General features: G+C 32.7%; 16 protein-coding genes. 1 reads left to right on the top strand and 15 read right to left on the bottom strand.

Annotated features, from left to right (window positions below; translation table 11 throughout):
• Window positions 1-265: 265 nt before the first annotated feature.
• The gene (yfhO, locus tag JG553_RS03310) at window positions 266-2,872 is read left to right on the top strand and encodes a lipoteichoic acid-specific glycosyltransferase YfhO (RefSeq protein WP_000915229.1); all 2,607 of its coding nucleotides are present in this window, start codon (window positions 266-268) and stop codon (window positions 2,870-2,872) included.
• 243 nt (window positions 2,873-3,115) lie between these two features.
• On the opposite strand, the gene rplS is transcribed toward yfhO, so the two are convergent.
• From rplS to recG, 15 genes are all read right to left on the bottom strand, one after another.
• Window positions 3,116-3,466, bottom strand: a complete 351-nt coding sequence (gene rplS / locus JG553_RS03305) for a 50S ribosomal protein L19 (RefSeq protein WP_000181404.1) — start codon at window positions 3,464-3,466, stop codon at window positions 3,116-3,118.
• Between the two features lie 102 nt (window positions 3,467-3,568).
• Window positions 3,569-4,306, bottom strand: a complete 738-nt coding sequence (trmD, locus tag JG553_RS03300) for a tRNA (guanosine(37)-N1)-methyltransferase TrmD (RefSeq protein WP_000687328.1) — start codon at window positions 4,304-4,306, stop codon at window positions 3,569-3,571.
• The gene (rimM, locus tag JG553_RS03295) at window positions 4,306-4,809 is read right to left on the bottom strand and encodes a ribosome maturation factor RimM (protein WP_001261987.1); all 504 of its coding nucleotides are present in this window, start codon (window positions 4,807-4,809) and stop codon (window positions 4,306-4,308) included. The genes trmD and rimM overlap by 1 nt, the downstream gene beginning before the upstream one ends.
• 187 nt (window positions 4,810-4,996) lie before the next feature.
• On the bottom strand, window positions 4,997-5,272 hold the full coding sequence (gene rpsP / locus JG553_RS03290) for a 30S ribosomal protein S16 (RefSeq protein ID WP_000268754.1): 276 nt from the start codon (window positions 5,270-5,272) through the stop codon (window positions 4,997-4,999).
• 434 nt (window positions 5,273-5,706) lie between these two features.
• On the bottom strand, window positions 5,707-7,074 hold the full coding sequence (ffh, locus tag JG553_RS03285) for a signal recognition particle protein (protein WP_000863479.1): 1,368 nt from the start codon (window positions 7,072-7,074) through the stop codon (window positions 5,707-5,709).
• Window positions 7,075-7,099: 25 nt separating this feature from the next.
• Complete coding sequence (locus tag JG553_RS03280; RefSeq protein WP_000531320.1) at window positions 7,100-7,432, bottom strand: putative DNA-binding protein; 333 nt, start codon at window positions 7,430-7,432, stop codon at window positions 7,100-7,102.
• Entirely contained in the window at window positions 7,419-8,669 is a 1,251-nt protein-coding gene (gene ftsY, locus JG553_RS03275; RefSeq protein WP_000007683.1) for a signal recognition particle-docking protein FtsY, read from the bottom strand. Before ftsY ends, JG553_RS03280 begins: the two co-directional genes overlap by 14 nt.
• Window positions 8,669-12,235, bottom strand: coding sequence for a chromosome segregation protein SMC (gene smc / locus JG553_RS03270; RefSeq protein WP_000262704.1), 3,567 nt, complete (start codon window positions 12,233-12,235; stop codon window positions 8,669-8,671). The genes ftsY and smc overlap by 1 nt, the downstream gene beginning before the upstream one ends.
• Before the next feature lie 146 nt (window positions 12,236-12,381).
• The gene (rnc, locus tag JG553_RS03265; protein ID WP_000043237.1) at window positions 12,382-13,113 is read right to left on the bottom strand and encodes a ribonuclease III; all 732 of its coding nucleotides are present in this window, start codon (window positions 13,111-13,113) and stop codon (window positions 12,382-12,384) included.
• 115 nt (window positions 13,114-13,228) lie between these two features.
• Window positions 13,229-13,462 carry an acyl carrier protein gene (locus JG553_RS03260; RefSeq protein ID WP_000426914.1) on the bottom strand — a complete coding sequence of 78 codons (234 nt, stop codon included), beginning with the start codon at window positions 13,460-13,462 and terminating at the stop codon, window positions 13,229-13,231.
• Window positions 13,463-13,704: 242 nt separating this feature from the next.
• Window positions 13,705-14,439: a 3-oxoacyl-[acyl-carrier-protein] reductase gene (fabG, locus tag JG553_RS03255; protein WP_000167269.1), complete on the bottom strand. Its 735-nt coding sequence runs from the start codon at window positions 14,437-14,439 to the stop codon at window positions 13,705-13,707.
• Entirely contained in the window at window positions 14,432-15,358 is a 927-nt protein-coding gene (gene fabD / locus JG553_RS03250; protein ID WP_000047348.1) for an ACP S-malonyltransferase, read from the bottom strand. The genes fabG and fabD overlap by 8 nt, the downstream gene beginning before the upstream one ends.
• On the bottom strand, window positions 15,351-16,337 hold the full coding sequence (plsX, locus tag JG553_RS03245; protein WP_000239744.1) for a phosphate acyltransferase PlsX: 987 nt from the start codon (window positions 16,335-16,337) through the stop codon (window positions 15,351-15,353). The genes fabD and plsX overlap by 8 nt, the downstream gene beginning before the upstream one ends.
• 4 nt (window positions 16,338-16,341) lie before the next feature.
• Complete coding sequence (gene fapR / locus JG553_RS03240) at window positions 16,342-16,914, bottom strand: transcription factor FapR (RefSeq protein ID WP_001548538.1); 573 nt, start codon at window positions 16,912-16,914, stop codon at window positions 16,342-16,344.
• Between the two features lie 202 nt (window positions 16,915-17,116).
• A complete protein-coding gene (recG, locus tag JG553_RS03235) occupies window positions 17,117-19,177 on the bottom strand; it encodes an ATP-dependent DNA helicase RecG (protein ID WP_001151499.1) in 2,061 nt (686 codons plus the stop codon).
• Window positions 19,178-19,231: the final 54 nt, after the last annotated feature.

Here is a 19,231-nt window from a genome sequence, read left to right as displayed (position 1 = left end):
ATAAGTGATTATTTCAAGTTTTCTACAATTAAAAATCATCATTTGTTAAATCTAAGTTACTTATTAAGTGACATTCATCTTTATCAGTATGACATTTTTATTATTCAATATATTTGTTTAATGATAAACTGAAAATGATCCAAAGTTTAAGTAACTATGATAAGGTATCTGTTCCACAGTCATCTTCGTCTTTACCTATCAAGAACCTCATTAACTTTAGTTTCAGTTAAACTTAATTTTAAATTTGAAAGTTGAGGATAATGTTGTGTTAAAAAAGTGGCTAAATTCAAACGTCAAACAATTCTTTGTTATAACTTTCATTAGTGTAATATTAACGCTTATTTTATTTTCTACTCATATCTATGATTATATTGTGAATGGTACTGTTTTTAGCGGGGCTGGAGATGGATTCCGTCAAATGATGCCATTTCAAATGTATTTGTATGAACATCTACGTAGTTTTTCTAGTTTATATGATGCATCGTTTGGATTAGGTGGCGATTATATGAAAGGACTATCATATTATTATTCGCTGTCACCTTTAATGTGGCTAAATTTTCTATTCATTAAAATAGGAGAAACGGTTGGTATATTTAATCCGACGACAATACATTTTTGGCCGACAAACCAACTTATTATGGCTATGATACGAGCTATCATAACATTTGTCGTGACCTTCTACTTATTTAAAATATTACACTTTAAACGCTCAGCAAATATGATCGCTACGATTTTATACGGCATGTCAACTGTCGTTATATACTTTAATTTTACTTGGTCATTTTATGGAAATTTATTATATTTATTGCCATTATCGATTCTTGGTTTGGAAAGATATTTTCAACAACGCAAAATCGGTATTTTCATTGTTGCGATAGCCTTAACACTATTTAGCAATTTTTATTTCAGTTATTATCAAGCTATTATTATAGGTTGCTACTATTTATATCGACTCATTTTCACTTACAAATATGACATTGTCTCTAGAACACAAAAATTAATTTGCGTCATATCTGCTACAGTTTTGAGTGTGTTATCAAGTGTATTTGGTTTATTCACTGGCATTTCTGCGTTTTTGGAAAATGACAGAAAGCAAAATCCCAATGTTGATATACCGTTTTTGACACCACTTGATTATCATTATTTTTTCTTTAGCGATGGATTTTATATTACGATTTCAATTCTTACTATCGTTGCATTATTGTCATTCAAACTGTATCGTTTTTACTTTTATAGACTTTTCGCAATAGTAACATGGATATTATTTATAGGTTCATTATCACAGTATTTCGACAGTGCTTTTAATGGTTTTTCATTTCCAGAAAGGCGTTGGGTGTATATCTTAGCACTATCATCAAGTGCTCTTTGCGGATTGTTTATTCAACATTTATCAACATTAAATATGAAATATTATTTAATCAGAACAATACCCGTATGCATCATCGCAATACTTTATGTATTACTATCACCGACACACCCACTTGCACTTATAGTAGGTATTATCCTGCTAATAGTGCTTGCCGTTATTTTAAAATTTAGTTTATGGCGTTATAAAAAATTAACCGTTGCAATATTAGTATTAATCGTTATGATTCAACAAATCGTCATTTTAGATAACAACAAAAACATGGCAATCAAACCTTATCAACAATCATTATCAACGTTGAAACAACATGATTACCATAGTAACTATGTAAACCAGCTTATAAAAAAGATAAATCAAAATGCAACAGGCTCATTTAATCGCATTGATTATATGTCAGACTATGCATTAAATTCACCATTTATATATCATTATAATGGCATTTCATTATATTCTAGTATTTTTAATGGAGACATTTTAAAATATTATGACAAGACACTCCAAATTAATATGCCAATCGATAAAAACAGCACTTATAGATTACTTGGCAATCGTCAAAATTTACTATCACTTTGGAATGTTAATGATCGAATTAGAGTGAATCATGATGACAACTTACCATATGGATTTAAAATTAAGTCTGAACACAAAGACAATAAAGTTCGTTGGATTCATTCTAAAAATACCATCCATTATCCAAGTGCACATATTACAAATAAGGTCTTTTCCAATAAAGAATTAAAATCTCCATTAGATAAAGAACAAGCAATGTTGCAAGGGATTGTTTCTAACAATATTAAAGATGTTAATACACATTTTAAAGCCAATAAAAATTTACTATCAGATTCAACAATTAAATTAAATAGTGCAGCCTGGCAATCTCCTACAAAACATTTATTACAAGTTAAACAAAATAATGGTGGTCTAACTGTACAGTTGCCAAAATCAGTTTCTAATCAATTTAAAGATTTGTATTTTGAAATGGATTTAGAATTACTTTCGCCGGATAAAGCTCATGATGTTAAAGTGAATGAATATACACAAGAAAGAAATAAACTCACTTATAAATATCGACGCGTTGTAACACCCGTAACGATACGCATTAAAGCTCCAGATAGAATTAGATTATCATTGCCTAAAGGTAAGTATCGAGTAAATTTAAAAGGGATATACGGCGAAGATTATACCACGCTTAAAGACGCTTCAAATTCATTAGAAGCTGTCAAAGTTAGTAAGACAAAGCATGGTTATACTATTACTAAAAATAAAAATTCATCTGGGTATATTGTTTTGCCAACAGCATATAATCAAGGTATGAAAGCGACATCAGGTGATCAAAGTCTTAAAGTTGAACAAGTAAATGGTGTTATGACCGGCATTAAAGCACCTAAAAATATAACAAAGATTCAATTGAGCTATACCCCACCATACTATTATTTACTTATAACAATTACTATATTTGGCATTATATGTAGTATTATTTTCACGAGATGGGCAAGACAAAAATAATGTTGCTACGCATATATTTAATAAATCTACTAAGTCCTTTTCAATGGCACTTAGTAGATTTTTGTTTATATAACCATTTTGAGCAAACACGTTATGAATAGAGAAGGAATAAACAATTACATTATCAACTTTACATTAACTAAACAGCAAAAAAAGCCATCTATATCACTCCATAAAAGTGACCTAGATGGCTTTATTGTTTGAGTCGAATTTGACTCATACATAGCTTTGTTTAAATGCTGATTAACGAATTTCTTGGATTCTAGCAGCTTTACCACGTAAACTACGTAAGTAATATAATTTAGCACGACGTACTTTACCACGACGTTTAACTTCGATTTTTTCAATTTTTGGTGTGTGTAATGGGAATGTACGTTCCACGCCAACACCTGATGAAATTTTACGAACTGTAAACGTTTCAGAAACGCCACCGCCACGACGTTTAATTACAACGCCTTCGAATACTTGGATACGCTCACGAGTACCCTCAATGATACGTACGTGTACACGTAAAGTATCACCAGGACGGAAACTTGGTAAGTCTGTACGTAATTGTGATTTAGTTACTGCTTCGATTAATTTGTGATTTGTCATTATAAATTCTCCTCTTCAACCTATGTTCTTGCCTCGACAAATATATAGCAGCGGATCATAGTGATTTTAGTGTTTCCACACTCAGATTATGTTAGCACAATACTAACCTTTTTTCAATCCTATTTTATATCTTTCTAATATTTGCTTATCTGCATTAGTTAATGGATATTTTTCAATTAAGTCAGGTCTTTTATTATATGTGCGGATCAACTTTTGCTCATGTCTCCATGCATCAATATTGGCATGATTTCCAGACAATAAAACATCTGGAACTGTTAGACCCTTAAATTCACGCGGACGTGTATATTGCGGAAACTCTAATAACCCATCTGAAAATGAATCGTCTTGATGTGACTGTTCATTACCTAAAACACCTGGAATCAGTCTAACAATAGCATCAGTCATGGTCATCGCTGGCAATTCTCCACCAGTTAAAACATAGTCACCCATTGATATTTCATCTGTGACAAGATGTGTTCGGATACGTTCATCGTAACCTTCATAATGTCCGCATATGAAAACGATGTGGTCGGCCTTGCTTAATTCAACAGCTTTCTGATGTGAAAATGGCTCGCCTTGTGGACACATTAAAATAACGCGTGTTTGTTCTGTGACATCTAAGTCTTCCATCGCATTAAAAACAGGTTCAGGCTTTAACACCATACCTTGTCCGCCACCATACGGATAATCATCTACTTGGTTGTGCTTGTTAATTGCATAATCTCTAAAATTAACCGTATTGATTTGTAATTTATTGTTTTCTTGGGCACGTTTCATAATTGAATGATTTAAAACACCATCAAACATTTCAGGAAATAAAGTTAAATAATCAATTTTCATTAATCCAACAATCCTTCCATTGGCGTGATGATAATTTTTTTATTTTCAACATCCACTTCTTTTACAACATCAGCAATATAAGGAATCAAATATTCTTTAGATCCTTTAATCACCCACACATCATTCGCACCTGTTTCAAATATATTAATTACACGACCTATTGGTGTTTCTTGATCATCAAAAACTGTACATCCTATAATATCTGAATAATAAAATTCATTTTCCTCAAGTACGATATCTTCATGATCACGCTCTTGATAAATAGAACTCCCTTTTAAATGCTCAATATCATTAATATTATTAATACCTTCAAATGTAAGCATATGAAGCCCTTTATGCACTCTATGTGACTTAACAGTATATTCAAGGTCGTTATTGTTATGCACAACTGTCAGCACTTGACCGGGTTGAAAACGAACGTCTGTAAAGTCTGAATTGGATTTTACTTTAATTTCACCTTTAATACCATGTGTGTTAACAATTTGACCAACTTCAACTCTCATTCTATTACCTCCAACTCTATGCTTTGAACACTTCTATTTTAATTGAAAATAATTCAAAGAAAAAGGGCACCATTATGGTACCCAATACGTTCTATATTACTAACATGTGATATTCCCAACGTATCATTGAGTAATAACTGTCAGTGTAAACGAGTTATTCTTATTGTTAGAACAATTTTACGCTAAATTACTTAGCTTTCTTTTGTTCGTCAAATTTTTTCATAATACCTTCTTTTGATAAGATATTGTGAACTGTATCAGTTGGTTTCGCACCATCATTTAACCATTTTAAAGCTAACGCTTCGTCAACTTTAATTTCTGGAGCATTAGCGCTCGTTGGGTTATAAGTACCGATTTGTTCGATGATACGTCCGTCACGTGGAGAACGAGCATCTGCTACTACGATACGATAGAATGGATTTCTTTTTGAACCTAAACGTGTTAAACGAATTTTAACTGCCATTTATAAAATCTCCTTTAAGTCATGTTTTAATTTTTATTTTCTACAAGAAATAATATTAACAGGTGTATGAATGTTTGTAAAGAGTTTTTTCTTTACCAGGAAAATTATTGAACCTTTTTCTTACAATAATAACTATGTGATTACTAAATTAGACTGTTAATAGGTTATAAAAATTCATAGTAAATTTCACCACCTACGTGTTAAGTTAATTTATCTCGTAAGGACATGAATGGTACCACTTCTACCGCACACGTTCCCCCAATATAACTTATTAATATTAGCAACAATAACCTCATGTTCTAGCAAATCAGCAATTTCAGTTTTTAATTATTATTGTGTATCTAAAAATATGCACCCCATAAAGTTATATTCTTTAGTATAACTTTCGGGATGCACATCTCATTGCAACAAAAATCAGCGTGTTATATTAAACATTAAAACGGTAAATTCATACCTTTTAACATATTTTGCATTTGATTGCGTTTACCTTTTTTACCTTTACCGCCACCAGTGAACTGTTTCATCATTTTCTTCATATCGTTAAATTGTTTCATCAAACGATTGACTTCTTGTAATGAACGACCAGACCCTTTAGCAATACGCTTTTTACGTGATACATTCAATGTGTCTGGATTGTTTCTTTCAGCCGGCGTCATTGACTGGATAATCGCTTTAATATGATCAATTTGCTTTTCACTCATATTAAGCTTATCTAGCCCTTTCATTTTATTCATACCTGGAATCATTTTCATAATATCATCCAGTGGTCCTAGATTTTTCACCTGATCAAGTTGTTCTAAAAAATCATCTAAAGTAAACGATGACTCACGCATCTTTTTCTCTAAATCTTTTGCTTTTTCTTGATCCACATCTTGTTGCGCTTTTTCAATTAAACTTAACACATCACCCATACCTAAAATACGTGATGCCATACGTTCAGGATGGAATAGCTCTAAACCATCTAACTTTTCACTCATACCAACAAATTTAATTGGTTTTTGTGTCACCGAACGAATAGATAAAGCTGCACCACCACGTGTATCACCATCTAATTTAGTTAAGGTAACACCTGTGACATCAAGTTGATCGTCAAAAGATTCTGCAACATTGACAGCATCTTGACCCGTCATTGAATCGACAACTAACATAATTTCGTTTGGTTTAGCAATGTCTTTTACTTCTTTTAATTCGTTCATCAATGCTTCATCGATGTGTAATCGACCTGCTGTATCAATGATTACAAAGTCTAAATGTTCTTCTTTAGCATGTTTTAATGCATTAGTTACAATTTGTTGTGGCTTTACTTGATCTCCTTCACTGTATACAGGAATATCAATTTGTTTCCCTACTGTTTGTAATTGATTTATCGCTGCTGGACGATAAATATCTGCTGCAACTAACATAGGTTTTTTGTTGTATTTTTTACGCATCAATAATGCTAATTTACCTGCAGTTGTTGTTTTACCAGCACCTTGTAAACCAACCATCATAACAACAGTAGGTGGTTTATTTGACATATTAATCGACGTATTTTCTCCACCCATCAACTGCGTTAATTCATCTTGAACTATTTTAATAACTTGTTGCCCTGGTGTTAATGATTGCATTACATCGGAACCTAATGCGCGTTCTGATACTGTTTTAATAAATTCTTTTACCACTTTAAAGTTTACGTCAGCCTCAAGTAACGCTAATCTTACTTCACGCATCATTATCTTTATATCAGCTTCAGTAAGTTTACCCTTACCACGCATTTTTTGCATCGTCGCTTGCAAGCGTTCTGATAACCCTTCAAATGCCATATCGATGTCCTCCCTCAATTTATATCTATTCTAAGTCTTCTAATTGTTGAATATAACGTTGTATTTGTTCTGGATTACTTAAATGTTGTTTCATTTCATCATATATTTCTCGGCGTTGCTCAAATTTCTGGTATAATTCCAATTTCTTTTCATAATCTTCAACTAAATCGCCAGTTCTTCTTATATTATCATAAACTGCTTGTCTACTCACATTAAAAGTATCTGCGATTTCACTTAAAGAATAATCTTCAAGATAAAATAATTCCAAATAATTACGTTGTTTATTCGTCAATAAGGATTGATAAAAATCAAACAAATAATTCATTCGTAACGTTTTAACTAAATCATTTTGACCCATGATTATCGTCCTTTTCTTCTGTTACAATTTGATCATTTTCAACTGTTGTTATTTCTTCATTTTGTTCAATCATATCAGCGAATAAGCCGTAGACATAACTTTCAGGGTTAAATGGTTGTAAGTCATCTAATTGCTCACCTAAACCTACATATTTAACTGGGATGTGCAATTCATTACGAATGGCTAATACGATACCACCTTTGGCTGTACCATCTAATTTCGTTAATACAATACCTGTAACATTTGTTACTTCTTTAAAGTTTCTAGCTTGTGACAACGCATTCTGACCAGTTGTAGCATCTAAACATAGTAATGCTTCATGAGGCGCATCTGGCACTGCTCGATTAATTACACGCTTAACTTTTTCTAATTCTTGCATTAGATTTGTTTTATTTTGTAAACGTCCAGCGGTATCACAGATTAAAATATCAACACCTTTGTTTTTAGCGGCATTAATCGCATCATACATAACAGCAGCTGGATCAGAACCTTCACTTTGGCTAATTACGTCTACACCAACACGTTCGCCCCAAACTTTCAATTGATCAATAGCACCCGCTCTAAAAGTATCGCCCGCAGCTAACATTACTTTTTTACCTTCCATTTTATATCGGTAAGCTAATTTTCCAATTGTTGTTGTTTTACCAACACCATTCACACCAACCATTAAAATGACATTTAAACGACCATCTTCTAAGTTCATAGCTTCTGAATTATCATCTTCTTGATGGTAAATCTCTACGATCTTTTCAACAATGACTTCACGCAAATCTTCAGTATCTTGAATATTACGTCGTTGTGCTTCCATACGTAATTCTTCAGTTAACGTCATCACTGTATTAAAACCGACGTCTGCAGTGATTAACATTTCTTCTAAAGCTTCAAAAAAGTCTTCATCTACTTTACGATATCTCGCTATCAAATTATTTAATTGTTCTTGGAAATTTTGACGAGATTTTTCGAGTCCTGCTTTAAATTTAGCACCCATTTTTTGAGCTTCAATTTCTTCAAAATCTTCAATTGATATTAAGCCATCGTCATCAAAATCCGCTTCACTCAACTTGCGTGGCTTCTTTTTCACTTCAGCATTTTCTGCTAAATCATTTGCGTCCTGCGTTGAACCTTCAGAATGTGTATCTTCTAATTTGTCTTGACCTTGTTCTTCTGTTAAGGATTTAACTTCTTCATTTTCTTTATTTGTTGCAAACTTATCTTTTAAGCGTTTAAAAAAGCTCATTATTGCTCCTCCTTCAACACATCATCTATTGTATTTAAATTCACACTCACAAGTTTAGTAACACCTGATTCTTGCATTGTTACACCGTATAACCTATCTGCAAATTCCATTGTTCCTTTACGGTGTGTAATAACAATGAATTGTGTTTCGTCTGATAACTCATTTAAATATTTTGCGTATCTAATAACATTTGCTTCATCTAGTGCAGCTTCAACCTCATCTAATATAACAAAAGGTGCAGATCTTACTTTTAAAATTGCAAATAGTAAAGCAATAGCAGTTAATGCACGCTCACCACCACTCAGTAACGATAAATGTTGCAACTTTTTACCCGGTGGTTGTACCACAATATCAATACCAGCTGTTAAATAATCGGCTTCAGTTAATTGCAATTCTGCATCGCCTCCACCAAACAATTGTTTGAACACAGCTGTAAAATGTCCTTGAATAGCATGGAAAGTTTCTTTAAATCTTTCAGTAACCTCTTGATCCATTTCACTTATAATTTGCTCTAATGTTTCTTTAGCTTTACGAAGATCTGTACGTTGTTCACTTAAAAATGTATAACGTTCATTTAACTCTTCAAATTGTTCAATTGCATTTAAGTTTACAGGACCTAGTTCATCAATCGACATCTTCATTAACTTAACTTTTTTACGTAATGCGTCAATCGATTCATCACTCGTATATTCAGATTTCGCACGTTCAACAGTCAATTGATATTCATCATTTAAATGATCTATCGCATGATGAATTAATACATCTAGCTTTGATTGTTCAGCTTTAATATCTTGGTAGTGATTTTCGATAGCTAAAATATCTTGGTGACAAACTTGTAGTTTAGCTTCTTGCGCATCGATTTGTTCATTCAACTCAATACGTTGTTGTTTCAATTTATCTAATTCATCTGATAAGCGTGTTCTCGTTTCTTGTTGACCATTAATTTGATCTTTAATATTTTGAAAAGCTTGTTCGCCCATCACTTCATCCGAATTAAAGAATGCAATTTTTTCTTTAACATCTTTTAATTGATGTTTAGTTTGTTGATTTTGATTATTTAATCGATCTATTGTCTGTTGTTGTGTTTTAATACGCTCTTTAACCACAGCAAGATCAGATTGTTTCTGATGTAAGGTTTGTTGTGTTTTAGTAACGCTTTCCTTACCTTCTTTAGAAAGTTTTGTGTAGCGTTCAATTTCATCTTCTAGTCGTTTTAAAGATGCTTTAATACTTTCTAGATAAGTTTCTTTTTCACTCAAAGTTTGTCGACTTTTGTCACTCGTATAACCATCATTTTTTTCAAATTCGAATTCTTCATGATCATTTTTTATTTGTGTTTCTTGTGTAGTTAATCTATCGAGCTCCATTTCAAAATGATGCACTTGCTCTTTAAGTGTATTATGCTTTTGACTTTTTTCAAAATACAGTTCACTTAATTGATCACTTTTTATCTTCAACTCTTTAAATTGTTGTTCAAATGATTCTGTTTGACGCAAGTAATCTTCTAATTGGTGTCTCATTGTTGTCAACTCGTCTTTTTGAGACAGAATACTTTTTGACTTACGAGCGCCACCACCAGTCATAGAACCACCAGGATTTACAATATCACCTTCCAAAGTAACAATACGAGTTCGATATTTAATCGCACGTGCCAATTCATTTGCATGCTTTAAATGATCAACGATAATCGTATTACCTAATAAATTCCCGATAATATTTTGATATTCTGGTGCTACTTTAACTGCTTCCGAAGCGATACTAATAAATCCGTTTGCCTCTTTAGCAATAGATTTAATATCAGTCGCTACCACTCTACTCTGTATAACATTTAATGGTAAAAACGTCGCACGACCTAAATTACGTTCTTTTAAAAATTGAATAGCCTGGCGTCCATCTTTTTCTGAATCTACAATGACATGTTGTAATGAAGCACCTAATGCTGTTTCAATTGCCTGAGTTAATTTAGATGGCACATCAATAATTTCCGCAACTGCACCATAAATACCCTTTAATTCTTTATTTTTAGCTTTCAAAATATGTTTGACGCCATTGAAAAAATAAGTATATTCTTCCTCTTGCGTTGCCAAACTATCAATACGTGTTTTCATTTTTTCGGTATATCGATATGCTTGATACAATTTCTCTTCGTATTCATTTTGTGCTTTTTTTGTATCAGTGAGGTCTTTTTCTATATTTTTAATTTCTTTATCTACAGCAGAAAGTTCTTTGTTGGTCTGTTGATATTCTTTTTTTGTCGTTTTTATTTGACCCTGAATATCTTTCAATTGCTCAAAAACTTCAACTAATCGAGAATCTAGTCTTGATTTTTTAGCCTCATTCTCTTCTATAGTATGCTTTAAAAAACGAATATCATTGTTAACATCTGATTGCTCTGACATTAATGTATAGTATTCGTTTTTAATTTCTTCCAATTTTTCATCATGTGCTTCGTCTGAAACATATAGTTGTTCTTCAAGTTCACGAATGACAGCATTGAGTTCTTTTTGTTTACTTTTCAGAGACTTATAAGTATCTTGAGCTTCAGAAATCTCATTTGATATATTTTCTAAAAGCTCCATTAAATTTTCTTGTTCTTCTTCATATCGTGCATTTGTTTCAGATTGATTTTTCTTACGTTCTTCCAAAACATTTAATTGTCCCGTATATTTTTCAAAGGCTTCCGTAGCTTTTACTAATTGATAATTAAGCGATTCAACATCATTATCAAGTTGATGACGTTTACCTTTATATTGTTGAATTTGTTGGCTTAAACGTTGCTTGTCAGCTTCTTTATTTGCTTGTTGGCCTTGTAAATCATTTAAACGTTGATCTAATTGTCTATTGTCATTTGTATATTGATCAATATCGTGCACTGTAACTACAATGTCACTATGTTTCATTTGATGTGAAAGTGTCTTATATTCTTTAGCTATAGCTGCCTCCTCTTTTAGAGGTTCTACGCGACCTTCCAAATCATATAAAATGTCTTCTACTCTCGTTAAATTATCTTCTGTTTGGTCAAGTTTATTTAATGATTCAGCCTTACGTTTTTTATATTTAAGTACACCAGCCGATTCTTCAATAATTTGACGTCTATCAATTGGTTTAGCATTTAGTATTTCATCAACTCTACCTTGCGAGATAATGCTATACGCTTCTTTTCCCAATCCAGAATCTAAAAATAAATCGGCAATATCTTTTAATCTTGCACGGTCATTATTTATGTAGTACTCACTTTCACCACTTCGATACAATCTTCTTGTTACAATAACTTCGTTTTCATCAACACTGAGCTTTTTAGAATGATTATCTAATCTTAACTGTACTTCAGCATAATTTTGAGCTTTGCGATGTTCTGCACCTGAGAAGATAATATCTTCCATTTTTGAGCCACGTAATGATTTAGCCGATTGTTCACCCAACACCCATTTAATAGCATCTGTAATATTACTTTTACCGCTTCCATTTGGACCAACAATTGCAGTTACACCTTTATCGAATTGAACATTGGTTTGATCTGCAAAAGACTTAAATCCAATGGCATCTATTGATTTTAAATAAACCATCCTAAACTCCTTATCACAATTTTAAAGAACACATGTATACGATATTTTAGTATTTGTATATTAAATTTCGAAGTTGTTCCATAAAATATTAAAAATTCTTCCTTAAATCCTAAATCGAACACCTATATGTCGTATCATATAAATTTCTATTTAATTTGTTTTAATTGCTTATAGGCACTTTCAGCAGCACGTTGTTCTGATTCTTTTTTCGTTTTCCCTTTACCTTCAGCTATTGCTTCCCCTTGCAGAATAACTTCTGAAGTGAATAGACGATGATGTGCCGGTCCCTCTTCTTTTATTAAATTATAGGTTACATCACCTTTATTTTGCTGGTGCACATATTCTTGGAATTGTGTTTTAAAATCTACCACGCCTAATAACTCATTTTGTTCTACATGTGGGAAAATGACTTTCTCAGCAAATTTCCAAACTATATCTAGTCCTTGATCCAAATACAATGCCCCAATAAATGCTTCGAATGCATCTGATATTAATGATGGTCTTGTACGTCCCCCTGTTTTCTCTTCACCTTTACCAAGTAAAATCATTTCGTTCAATCCAATTTTATTCGCAAATATTACAAGTGAGGGCTCACATACAATAGTGGCACGCATTTTTGTTAAATTCCCTTCTGGCAAGTTGGGATGTTTATCAAATAAATATCGTGAAACCGTCAATTCTAATACCGCATCACCCAAAAACTCTAAACGCTCATTATGGTCTAAACGATTCATATTAAAATCATTAATAAAACTCGAATGCGAAAATGCTTGTTGGTATAAATCAATATTTTGATAAGTAAAGCCTAACTCTGTCATTTTAGTATCAAAGCGCTTTCTAAAACGATTAACTATCTCACTTTTCTTTTGTTTAGACATTATTTTATCTCCTTTATGTGTTGCTCTTGAATCATCTTTAATTTTACGTTAAAACTATTGATAATTAAAGAAAAAAACTGAGTCGACAATACTGACGACCCAGATGTAAGATTTATTATTTTTCAAGACTGTTAATAAATTTAACAGCATCACCAACAGTGTTGATTTTTTCAGCTTCTTCATCAGGAATTTCAGTACCAAACTCGTCTTCTAATTCCATTACTAATTCAGCGATATCAAGTGAGTCAGCGCCTAAATCATCTTTGAAAGATGCATCTTCAGTTACTTTATCAGCGTCTACACCTAAACGGTCAACGATGATATCTTTTACTTTATCGAAATTTTCCACGTCGATTCACCTCCTTTAAAAATGCCTATACATAGACTACTATATTTTCCCATTTTAAATTCTAAAAAACAAGTAGAAATTTTAGAAACACTTATCAATTTATTGATTAGTGTTTCTTAGGGAGAAATTCTGGAACCTTATCTAGGTTGCTTAGAATTTCCCCCGCAAAGTTGACTAGGTCAGACAATTCTCCATTGGATGACCAGTCAACCACTGCGTCAATGAGCTTTAGCTCAAATATATTACATGTACATTCCACCATTTACATGGATTGTTTGACCTGTAATATATTTTGCTTTGTCTGATGCTAAGAACGCTACTGTATTAGCAATATCTGTGTCTTGACCAAAACGTGCTAACGGAATTTGAGTCAACATTTGTTCTTTAAGCTCATCACTTAAAGCATCTGTCATATCAGAAACAATAAAACCAGGTGCAACTGCATTTACAGTGATACCACGAGATGCTAATTCACGCGCCGCAGATTTAGTTAAACCAATAACACCTGCTTTTGTTGCAACATAGTTTGCTTGTCCCGGATTACCTACTGCTCCAACAACACTTGATAAATTGATGATAGCACCACTACGTTGTCTTAACATTTGTGGTGTTGCTTTTTGGATACAGTTAAATACACCTTTTAAGTTTGTGTCAATAACATCATCCCACTCTTGTTCTTTCATACGCATTAATAAATTATCGCGAGTAATACCTGCATTATTTACTAAAACATCTAAAGAACCAAATTGGCTAACTACTTCTTTAATCATTGCTTTAACTTCATCAGCATCGGCAACATTTGCTTGAATCGCAAAACTGTCAACACCTTTAGCTTTGATTTCTTCGACTACTGCTTCAGCTTTCTCTTTGCTGCCTGCATAGTTTACTGCTACATTATATCCTTCTTCTGCTAATTGTAACGCAATACTACGTCCAATTCCTCTTGATGCACCTGTTACTAAAGCACTCTTAGTCATTTTCATTCCATCCTTTCACATCTTCTAAAGTTTGAATTGATGTTAACTTAACATCTCTATTTATTTTTTTAATTAAGCCAGATAAAACTTTTCCAGGACCAATTTCAATAAAATGATCAACACCTTGGTCTATTAGCCATTCTGTTGAGTTAATGAATTGTACTGGTGAATATAATTGCTTGACCATATTAGATTTAATTACTTCTTTGTCAGTTTCACCTTGCGCATTTACATTTTGAACTACAGGAAACTTAGCATCACGCCATTCAAATTGATTAATGTAACTTGAAAAATCTTCTTCAATCACTTTCATTAGCGATGAATGGAATGGTCCAGATACTGCTAAAGGCATGACACGTTTTGCACCTAATGATTTACCTTTTTCTACTAGCTCATCAATTAAAGCTTTGTGACCTGAAACAACAATTTGACCTGGGCAATTAATGTTTGCTGGTTCAATTATTTTGTCATCAGATGATAATGACTTACAAATTTCATCGACTTTATCAAAATCTAATCCCAATACTGCAGCCATGCTTCCTACACCAGTAGGAAATGCTTGCGCCATTAATTGACCACGTTTTCTAACAATTTTAACTGCATCTTCAAATGATAATACGTCAGCTGCAACTAAACTTGAATATTCACCTAAACTATGCCCCATAGTAAAATCAGGATTCAAATTTTTTAGCGCTGCTAATAATGCCGAACTATGCGTCAATAAAGCTGGTTGTGTGTTTTCAGTTTCACCCAATTTACCTTCTTCATCAGTAAACATTGTCTCTAAAATATCAAAGTCTAATGTGTTCGCTGCTGAAGTTAAAATTTCAGTTGCTTGATCATTGTTGTTAAACAAATCTTGCGCCATACCAACTTTTTGGGCACCTTGTCCCGGAAAAATAATTGCTGTTTTACTCATTTGATTCACCTACAGTCTCTTTCATTGTTTGTACAATATTTTGTTCTCCTGCGATTTTCGCTTGTCTAATTGCAGAATAAAAAGCTTTAGCATTTGAACTACCGTGTGCTTTAACTACAGTACCTTCCAATCCTAATAATACGGAACCACCGTATTCTGAGTAATCCATCTTTTTAGCGAATTCAGCTAAATCTTTCTTCAATATTGCACCTGCTAATTTATTTTTAGTACTACTCATAATCGTATCTTTTAACATTTTACCGATTGATTTTGCAGTACCTTCTAAATTTTTAAGGACCATGTTCCCAGTATAGCCATCGGTAACTACAACATCTGTATCGCCATCCATTAATGTCTTCGCTTCAATATTCCCAACAAAATTCAATGAATGATCATGATTTAATAACTCATATGATTTTTTCGTTAAACTATTACCTTTAGCTGGCTCGGTTCCTATATTTAATAATGAGATTTTCGGATTATCAATACCTCTAATTTTTTGAGCATAAATATCCCCTAGTTGCGCATACTGTAATAAGTGTTCAGGTTTAGCATCAGCATTTGCACCAACGTCTAAAAAGACAAAACCTTTTCCATCAATCGTTGGCAATGTTACTACTAAAGCCGGTCTAGCTACACCTTTAATACGTCCAACAATGAATAAACCAGCTGACATTAAAGCACCAGTATTACCTGCTGACACACATCCATCTGCTTCACCAGATTTCACAGCTTCAGCCATTTTTACCATTGAGCTATCTTTTTTACGTTTAATCGCTCTAACAGGCTCATCTTCCATTTCAATCTTTTCAGAACAATGTCTAAATTCGATTCGTTCATGGTTCAGATTATACTTTTTTTCGTCACCGAAAAGTATAATTTCTAGATCTTTAAAGTCTTCAACAGCCTTTTGTACGGCTTCTAATACGATATCAGGCGCATTGTCGCCACCCATCATATCAATTGCTAATTTAACCATAATTTTATCCTCGCTTATCATAAAACATTTTAAAATTTCCTTTGAAAACTAATGTATGTTTAACATATGACTTTACTTCGACGTAATAATGTTTTGCAGTTTGATTTACAACTCGTGCTTCTGCTCTTACCGTATCATTTAATTTTACTTTTTCAATAAATTGAATGCTACTCTCATGAGTTAAAACTGTTGGTTGCTTAATTAGCGCAACACATAACGAATTTGCCTGAGCAAACAGCACATGACCACGCGCAATTCCAGTTTTATGAAAAACAGAATCCGATGTAATATCTAAAATTGATTGCGCTTTAACATTTGGATTGACTTGAATCAAATCACCAATAAATTCTTGTTCTTCAATAGAACTTATTTGGTCATAATTCTTTTCAGCAACTAATTTAATACGCTTCCTTAATTCTGGTATGTTTAAATAAGTGCGATCTAAACGAATTGTTTGTATACTCACTTGAAATAAGTCGCTTAGTTCATGGTCTGTGATGAAGGGATTGCTATCAATTTGTTGTCTGATTGCTTCTCTACGTTTATCTTTCTTTAGTTTCAACGTCTCACCCCTCATTTTTTAGTACCTAGTCTTAAACATTCCTCACATATCATAACACTTTCTATTTAACCGACTCAACAAATAACTGTAATATTTAGCTATTATTTAGTCGAAAATTTATAAATTGTTAAAATACCACTTTACATTTAAATAGTTCAAGTGTCATATCACTCAATTAACGAAGTGTTGCACTCAAATTGACAAATCAGCATGGCAATTAGTCAAAACTACGATGTAATAAATTTTCTTCAACAAAATGACGTAAATGTTGATACGTATTTTCAAAGAATACGCCAGATTGAATAAGTTCAGCTGCTTCATCACGAGCAACTTCTAACATACGATAATCTTCAACTAAATTGGCAACTAAGAAATCTGGCAATCCACTTTGTTTAACACCAAAGAAATCTCCAGGACCACGCATTTCTAAGTCTCGTTCACTCAATTCAAATCCATCCGTTGTTTGTGTCATAATTGTCATTCTTTCAATTCCTGTTTCTGTTTTAGGGGATGCAATTAAAACACAGTAACTTTGCTGGTCACTTCTACCTACACGACCGCGTAACTGATGTAAAGTTGATAATCCAAAGCGATCCGCATCATAAATCATCATAAAAGTTGCATTCGGTACATTAACACCTACTTCAACAACAGTAGTAGAAACTAAAACATTTATCTCATGATTACTAAACTTTTGCATGACCTCATCTTTTTCATCGGCAGATAACTTACCATGCAATAACCCTACACGGGAAACACCATAATACTGTTGTAAAGACTCGTACAATGCGACAACATTTTGAACATCTTCGAGATGCTCAGAACTTTCTATTAGCGGGCAAATGACATATGCTTGACGACCTTTTTTCAACTCTGAGGTCATTTGCATCAAAACTTTATCGTATTGCTCATGCTTTGCCCAAGTAGTAATGATAGGTTTACGACCTTTTGGTAATTGTTTAATTGAAGACACATCCATCTCACCAAAAACTGATATTGCTAGTGTTCTTGGTATCGGCGTTGCTGTCATAAATAACACATTCGTCATTGCACCTTTTTCTCTTAAAAGCTGGCGTTGATTCACACCAAATCGATGTTGTTCATCTGTAATTACTAAACCAACATTATGGAAAATCACATCATCTTGAATCAAAGCATGGGTTCCAATTAAACAATCAATCGTACCATTTTCAAGTTGTTCTAAAAGTATCTTTCGTTTCTTACCTTTTACTGACCCAGTTAACAATGCAACGTTCATAGAATCTCCAAATAAAGCCATTAAACTTTCAGCATGTTGCTCTGCTAAAATTTCAGTTGGTACCATCAATGCTGATTGATAACCAGCAGTTTTTAACGCATACATACAAATTGCAGCAACTACTGTTTTTCCTGAACCTACATCACCTTGAAGTAATCGATGCATACGTATTGGTGCTTTTAAATCTCTAAAAATTTCATTAACACTGGATTTCTGTGCTTCAGTTAGTTCAAAAGGTAAACGATCAATAAATGATTTAACTTGGTCTATGTCATAATCAATTTCAATTGCTTCGTCAGATGACTTTTCTAATCTATTTAGCCATTGCATACGTAATTCGAATAAAAACAGTTCAGTAAATGCATAGGTTCTACGAGCACGTAATAAATCCTCTTTACTTTTAGGATGATGTAATGTGTTCAAAGTAAAGTCCAAGGTCTCTAATTTATATTTTTCTCTTAGTTCATCAGTTAACCATTCATGAATTGTCACATCATTTAACGCTTGTCTAATTTGGTCTCGTATTTGCTTTTGTTTAATACCTTCCTTAATACGATAGACTGGTTCTAATTGAACATCTGCGTTTTCTTGAGTTTGTGTCCCTTGTGAATTAAAGAAAACCCTATTACCAGTAATTTCCTGTTTAACCCTATTCCACTTACCTTTAACAGTTATAGTTTGATTTAATTCGATTTTCTTTTTTAAATACGGTTGATTGAAAAAAATACATTTGACAGCAATATTATTTACCATTAAATGAACGGTTAATTTTGATTTATTTCTTCCAAAAAATGCAACTACTGGAGCTGTATATACTTGTCCTTCTATCGTAACGTTAGATTGATCTTCTGCTTGATTCAAATCAATCACTGTATTATCTTCATATCTAGTTGGCAAATAAAGAACAAGATCTTCCACTGTATGAATATTTAGTTGTTGCAATACTTCTATTTTCTTAGGACCTATACCTTTTAATTGTAAAAGAGAATATGGACTTTCTATTAAGTTTACTTTAGCCAAAATAAATCACCTATGTTTTATTTGATTTTACGTATCATTTAGTATGTTATTTAT

The organism is Staphylococcus sp. T93, from assembly GCF_016743875.1.
Classification (GTDB): domain Bacteria; phylum Bacillota; class Bacilli; order Staphylococcales; family Staphylococcaceae; genus Staphylococcus; species Staphylococcus aureus.
This window is presented reverse-complemented; position numbering and strand designations above follow the sequence as displayed.

What these genes read in the sequence shown, in the direction of transcription:
- rplS (WP_000181404.1), bottom strand. Translation starts at nt 3,466, where the DNA reads ATGACAAATCACAAATTAATCGAAGCAGTAACTAAATCACAATTACGT.
- trmD (WP_000687328.1), bottom strand. Translation starts at nt 4,306, where the DNA reads ATGAAAATTGATTATTTAACTTTATTTCCTGAAATGTTTGATGGTGTT.
- rimM (WP_001261987.1), bottom strand. Translation starts at nt 4,809, where the DNA reads ATGAGAGTTGAAGTTGGTCAAATTGTTAACACACATGGTATTAAAGGT.
- rpsP (WP_000268754.1), bottom strand. Translation starts at nt 5,272, where the DNA reads ATGGCAGTTAAAATTCGTTTAACACGTTTAGGTTCAAAAAGAAATCCA.
- ffh (WP_000863479.1), bottom strand. Translation starts at nt 7,074, where the DNA reads ATGGCATTTGAAGGGTTATCAGAACGCTTGCAAGCGACGATGCAAAAA.
- JG553_RS03280 (WP_000531320.1), bottom strand. Translation starts at nt 7,432, where the DNA reads ATGGGTCAAAATGATTTAGTTAAAACGTTACGAATGAATTATTTGTTT.
- ftsY (WP_000007683.1), bottom strand. Translation starts at nt 8,669, where the DNA reads ATGAGCTTTTTTAAACGCTTAAAAGATAAGTTTGCAACAAATAAAGAA.
- smc (WP_000262704.1), bottom strand. Translation starts at nt 12,235, where the DNA reads ATGGTTTATTTAAAATCAATAGATGCCATTGGATTTAAGTCTTTTGCA.
- rnc (WP_000043237.1), bottom strand. Translation starts at nt 13,113, where the DNA reads ATGTCTAAACAAAAGAAAAGTGAGATAGTTAATCGTTTTAGAAAGCGC.
- fabG (WP_000167269.1), bottom strand. Translation starts at nt 14,439, where the DNA reads ATGACTAAGAGTGCTTTAGTAACAGGTGCATCAAGAGGAATTGGACGT.
- fabD (WP_000047348.1), bottom strand. Translation starts at nt 15,358, where the DNA reads ATGAGTAAAACAGCAATTATTTTTCCGGGACAAGGTGCCCAAAAAGTT.
- plsX (WP_000239744.1), bottom strand. Translation starts at nt 16,337, where the DNA reads ATGGTTAAATTAGCAATTGATATGATGGGTGGCGACAATGCGCCTGAT.
- fapR (WP_001548538.1), bottom strand. Translation starts at nt 16,914, where the DNA reads ATGAGGGGTGAGACGTTGAAACTAAAGAAAGATAAACGTAGAGAAGCA.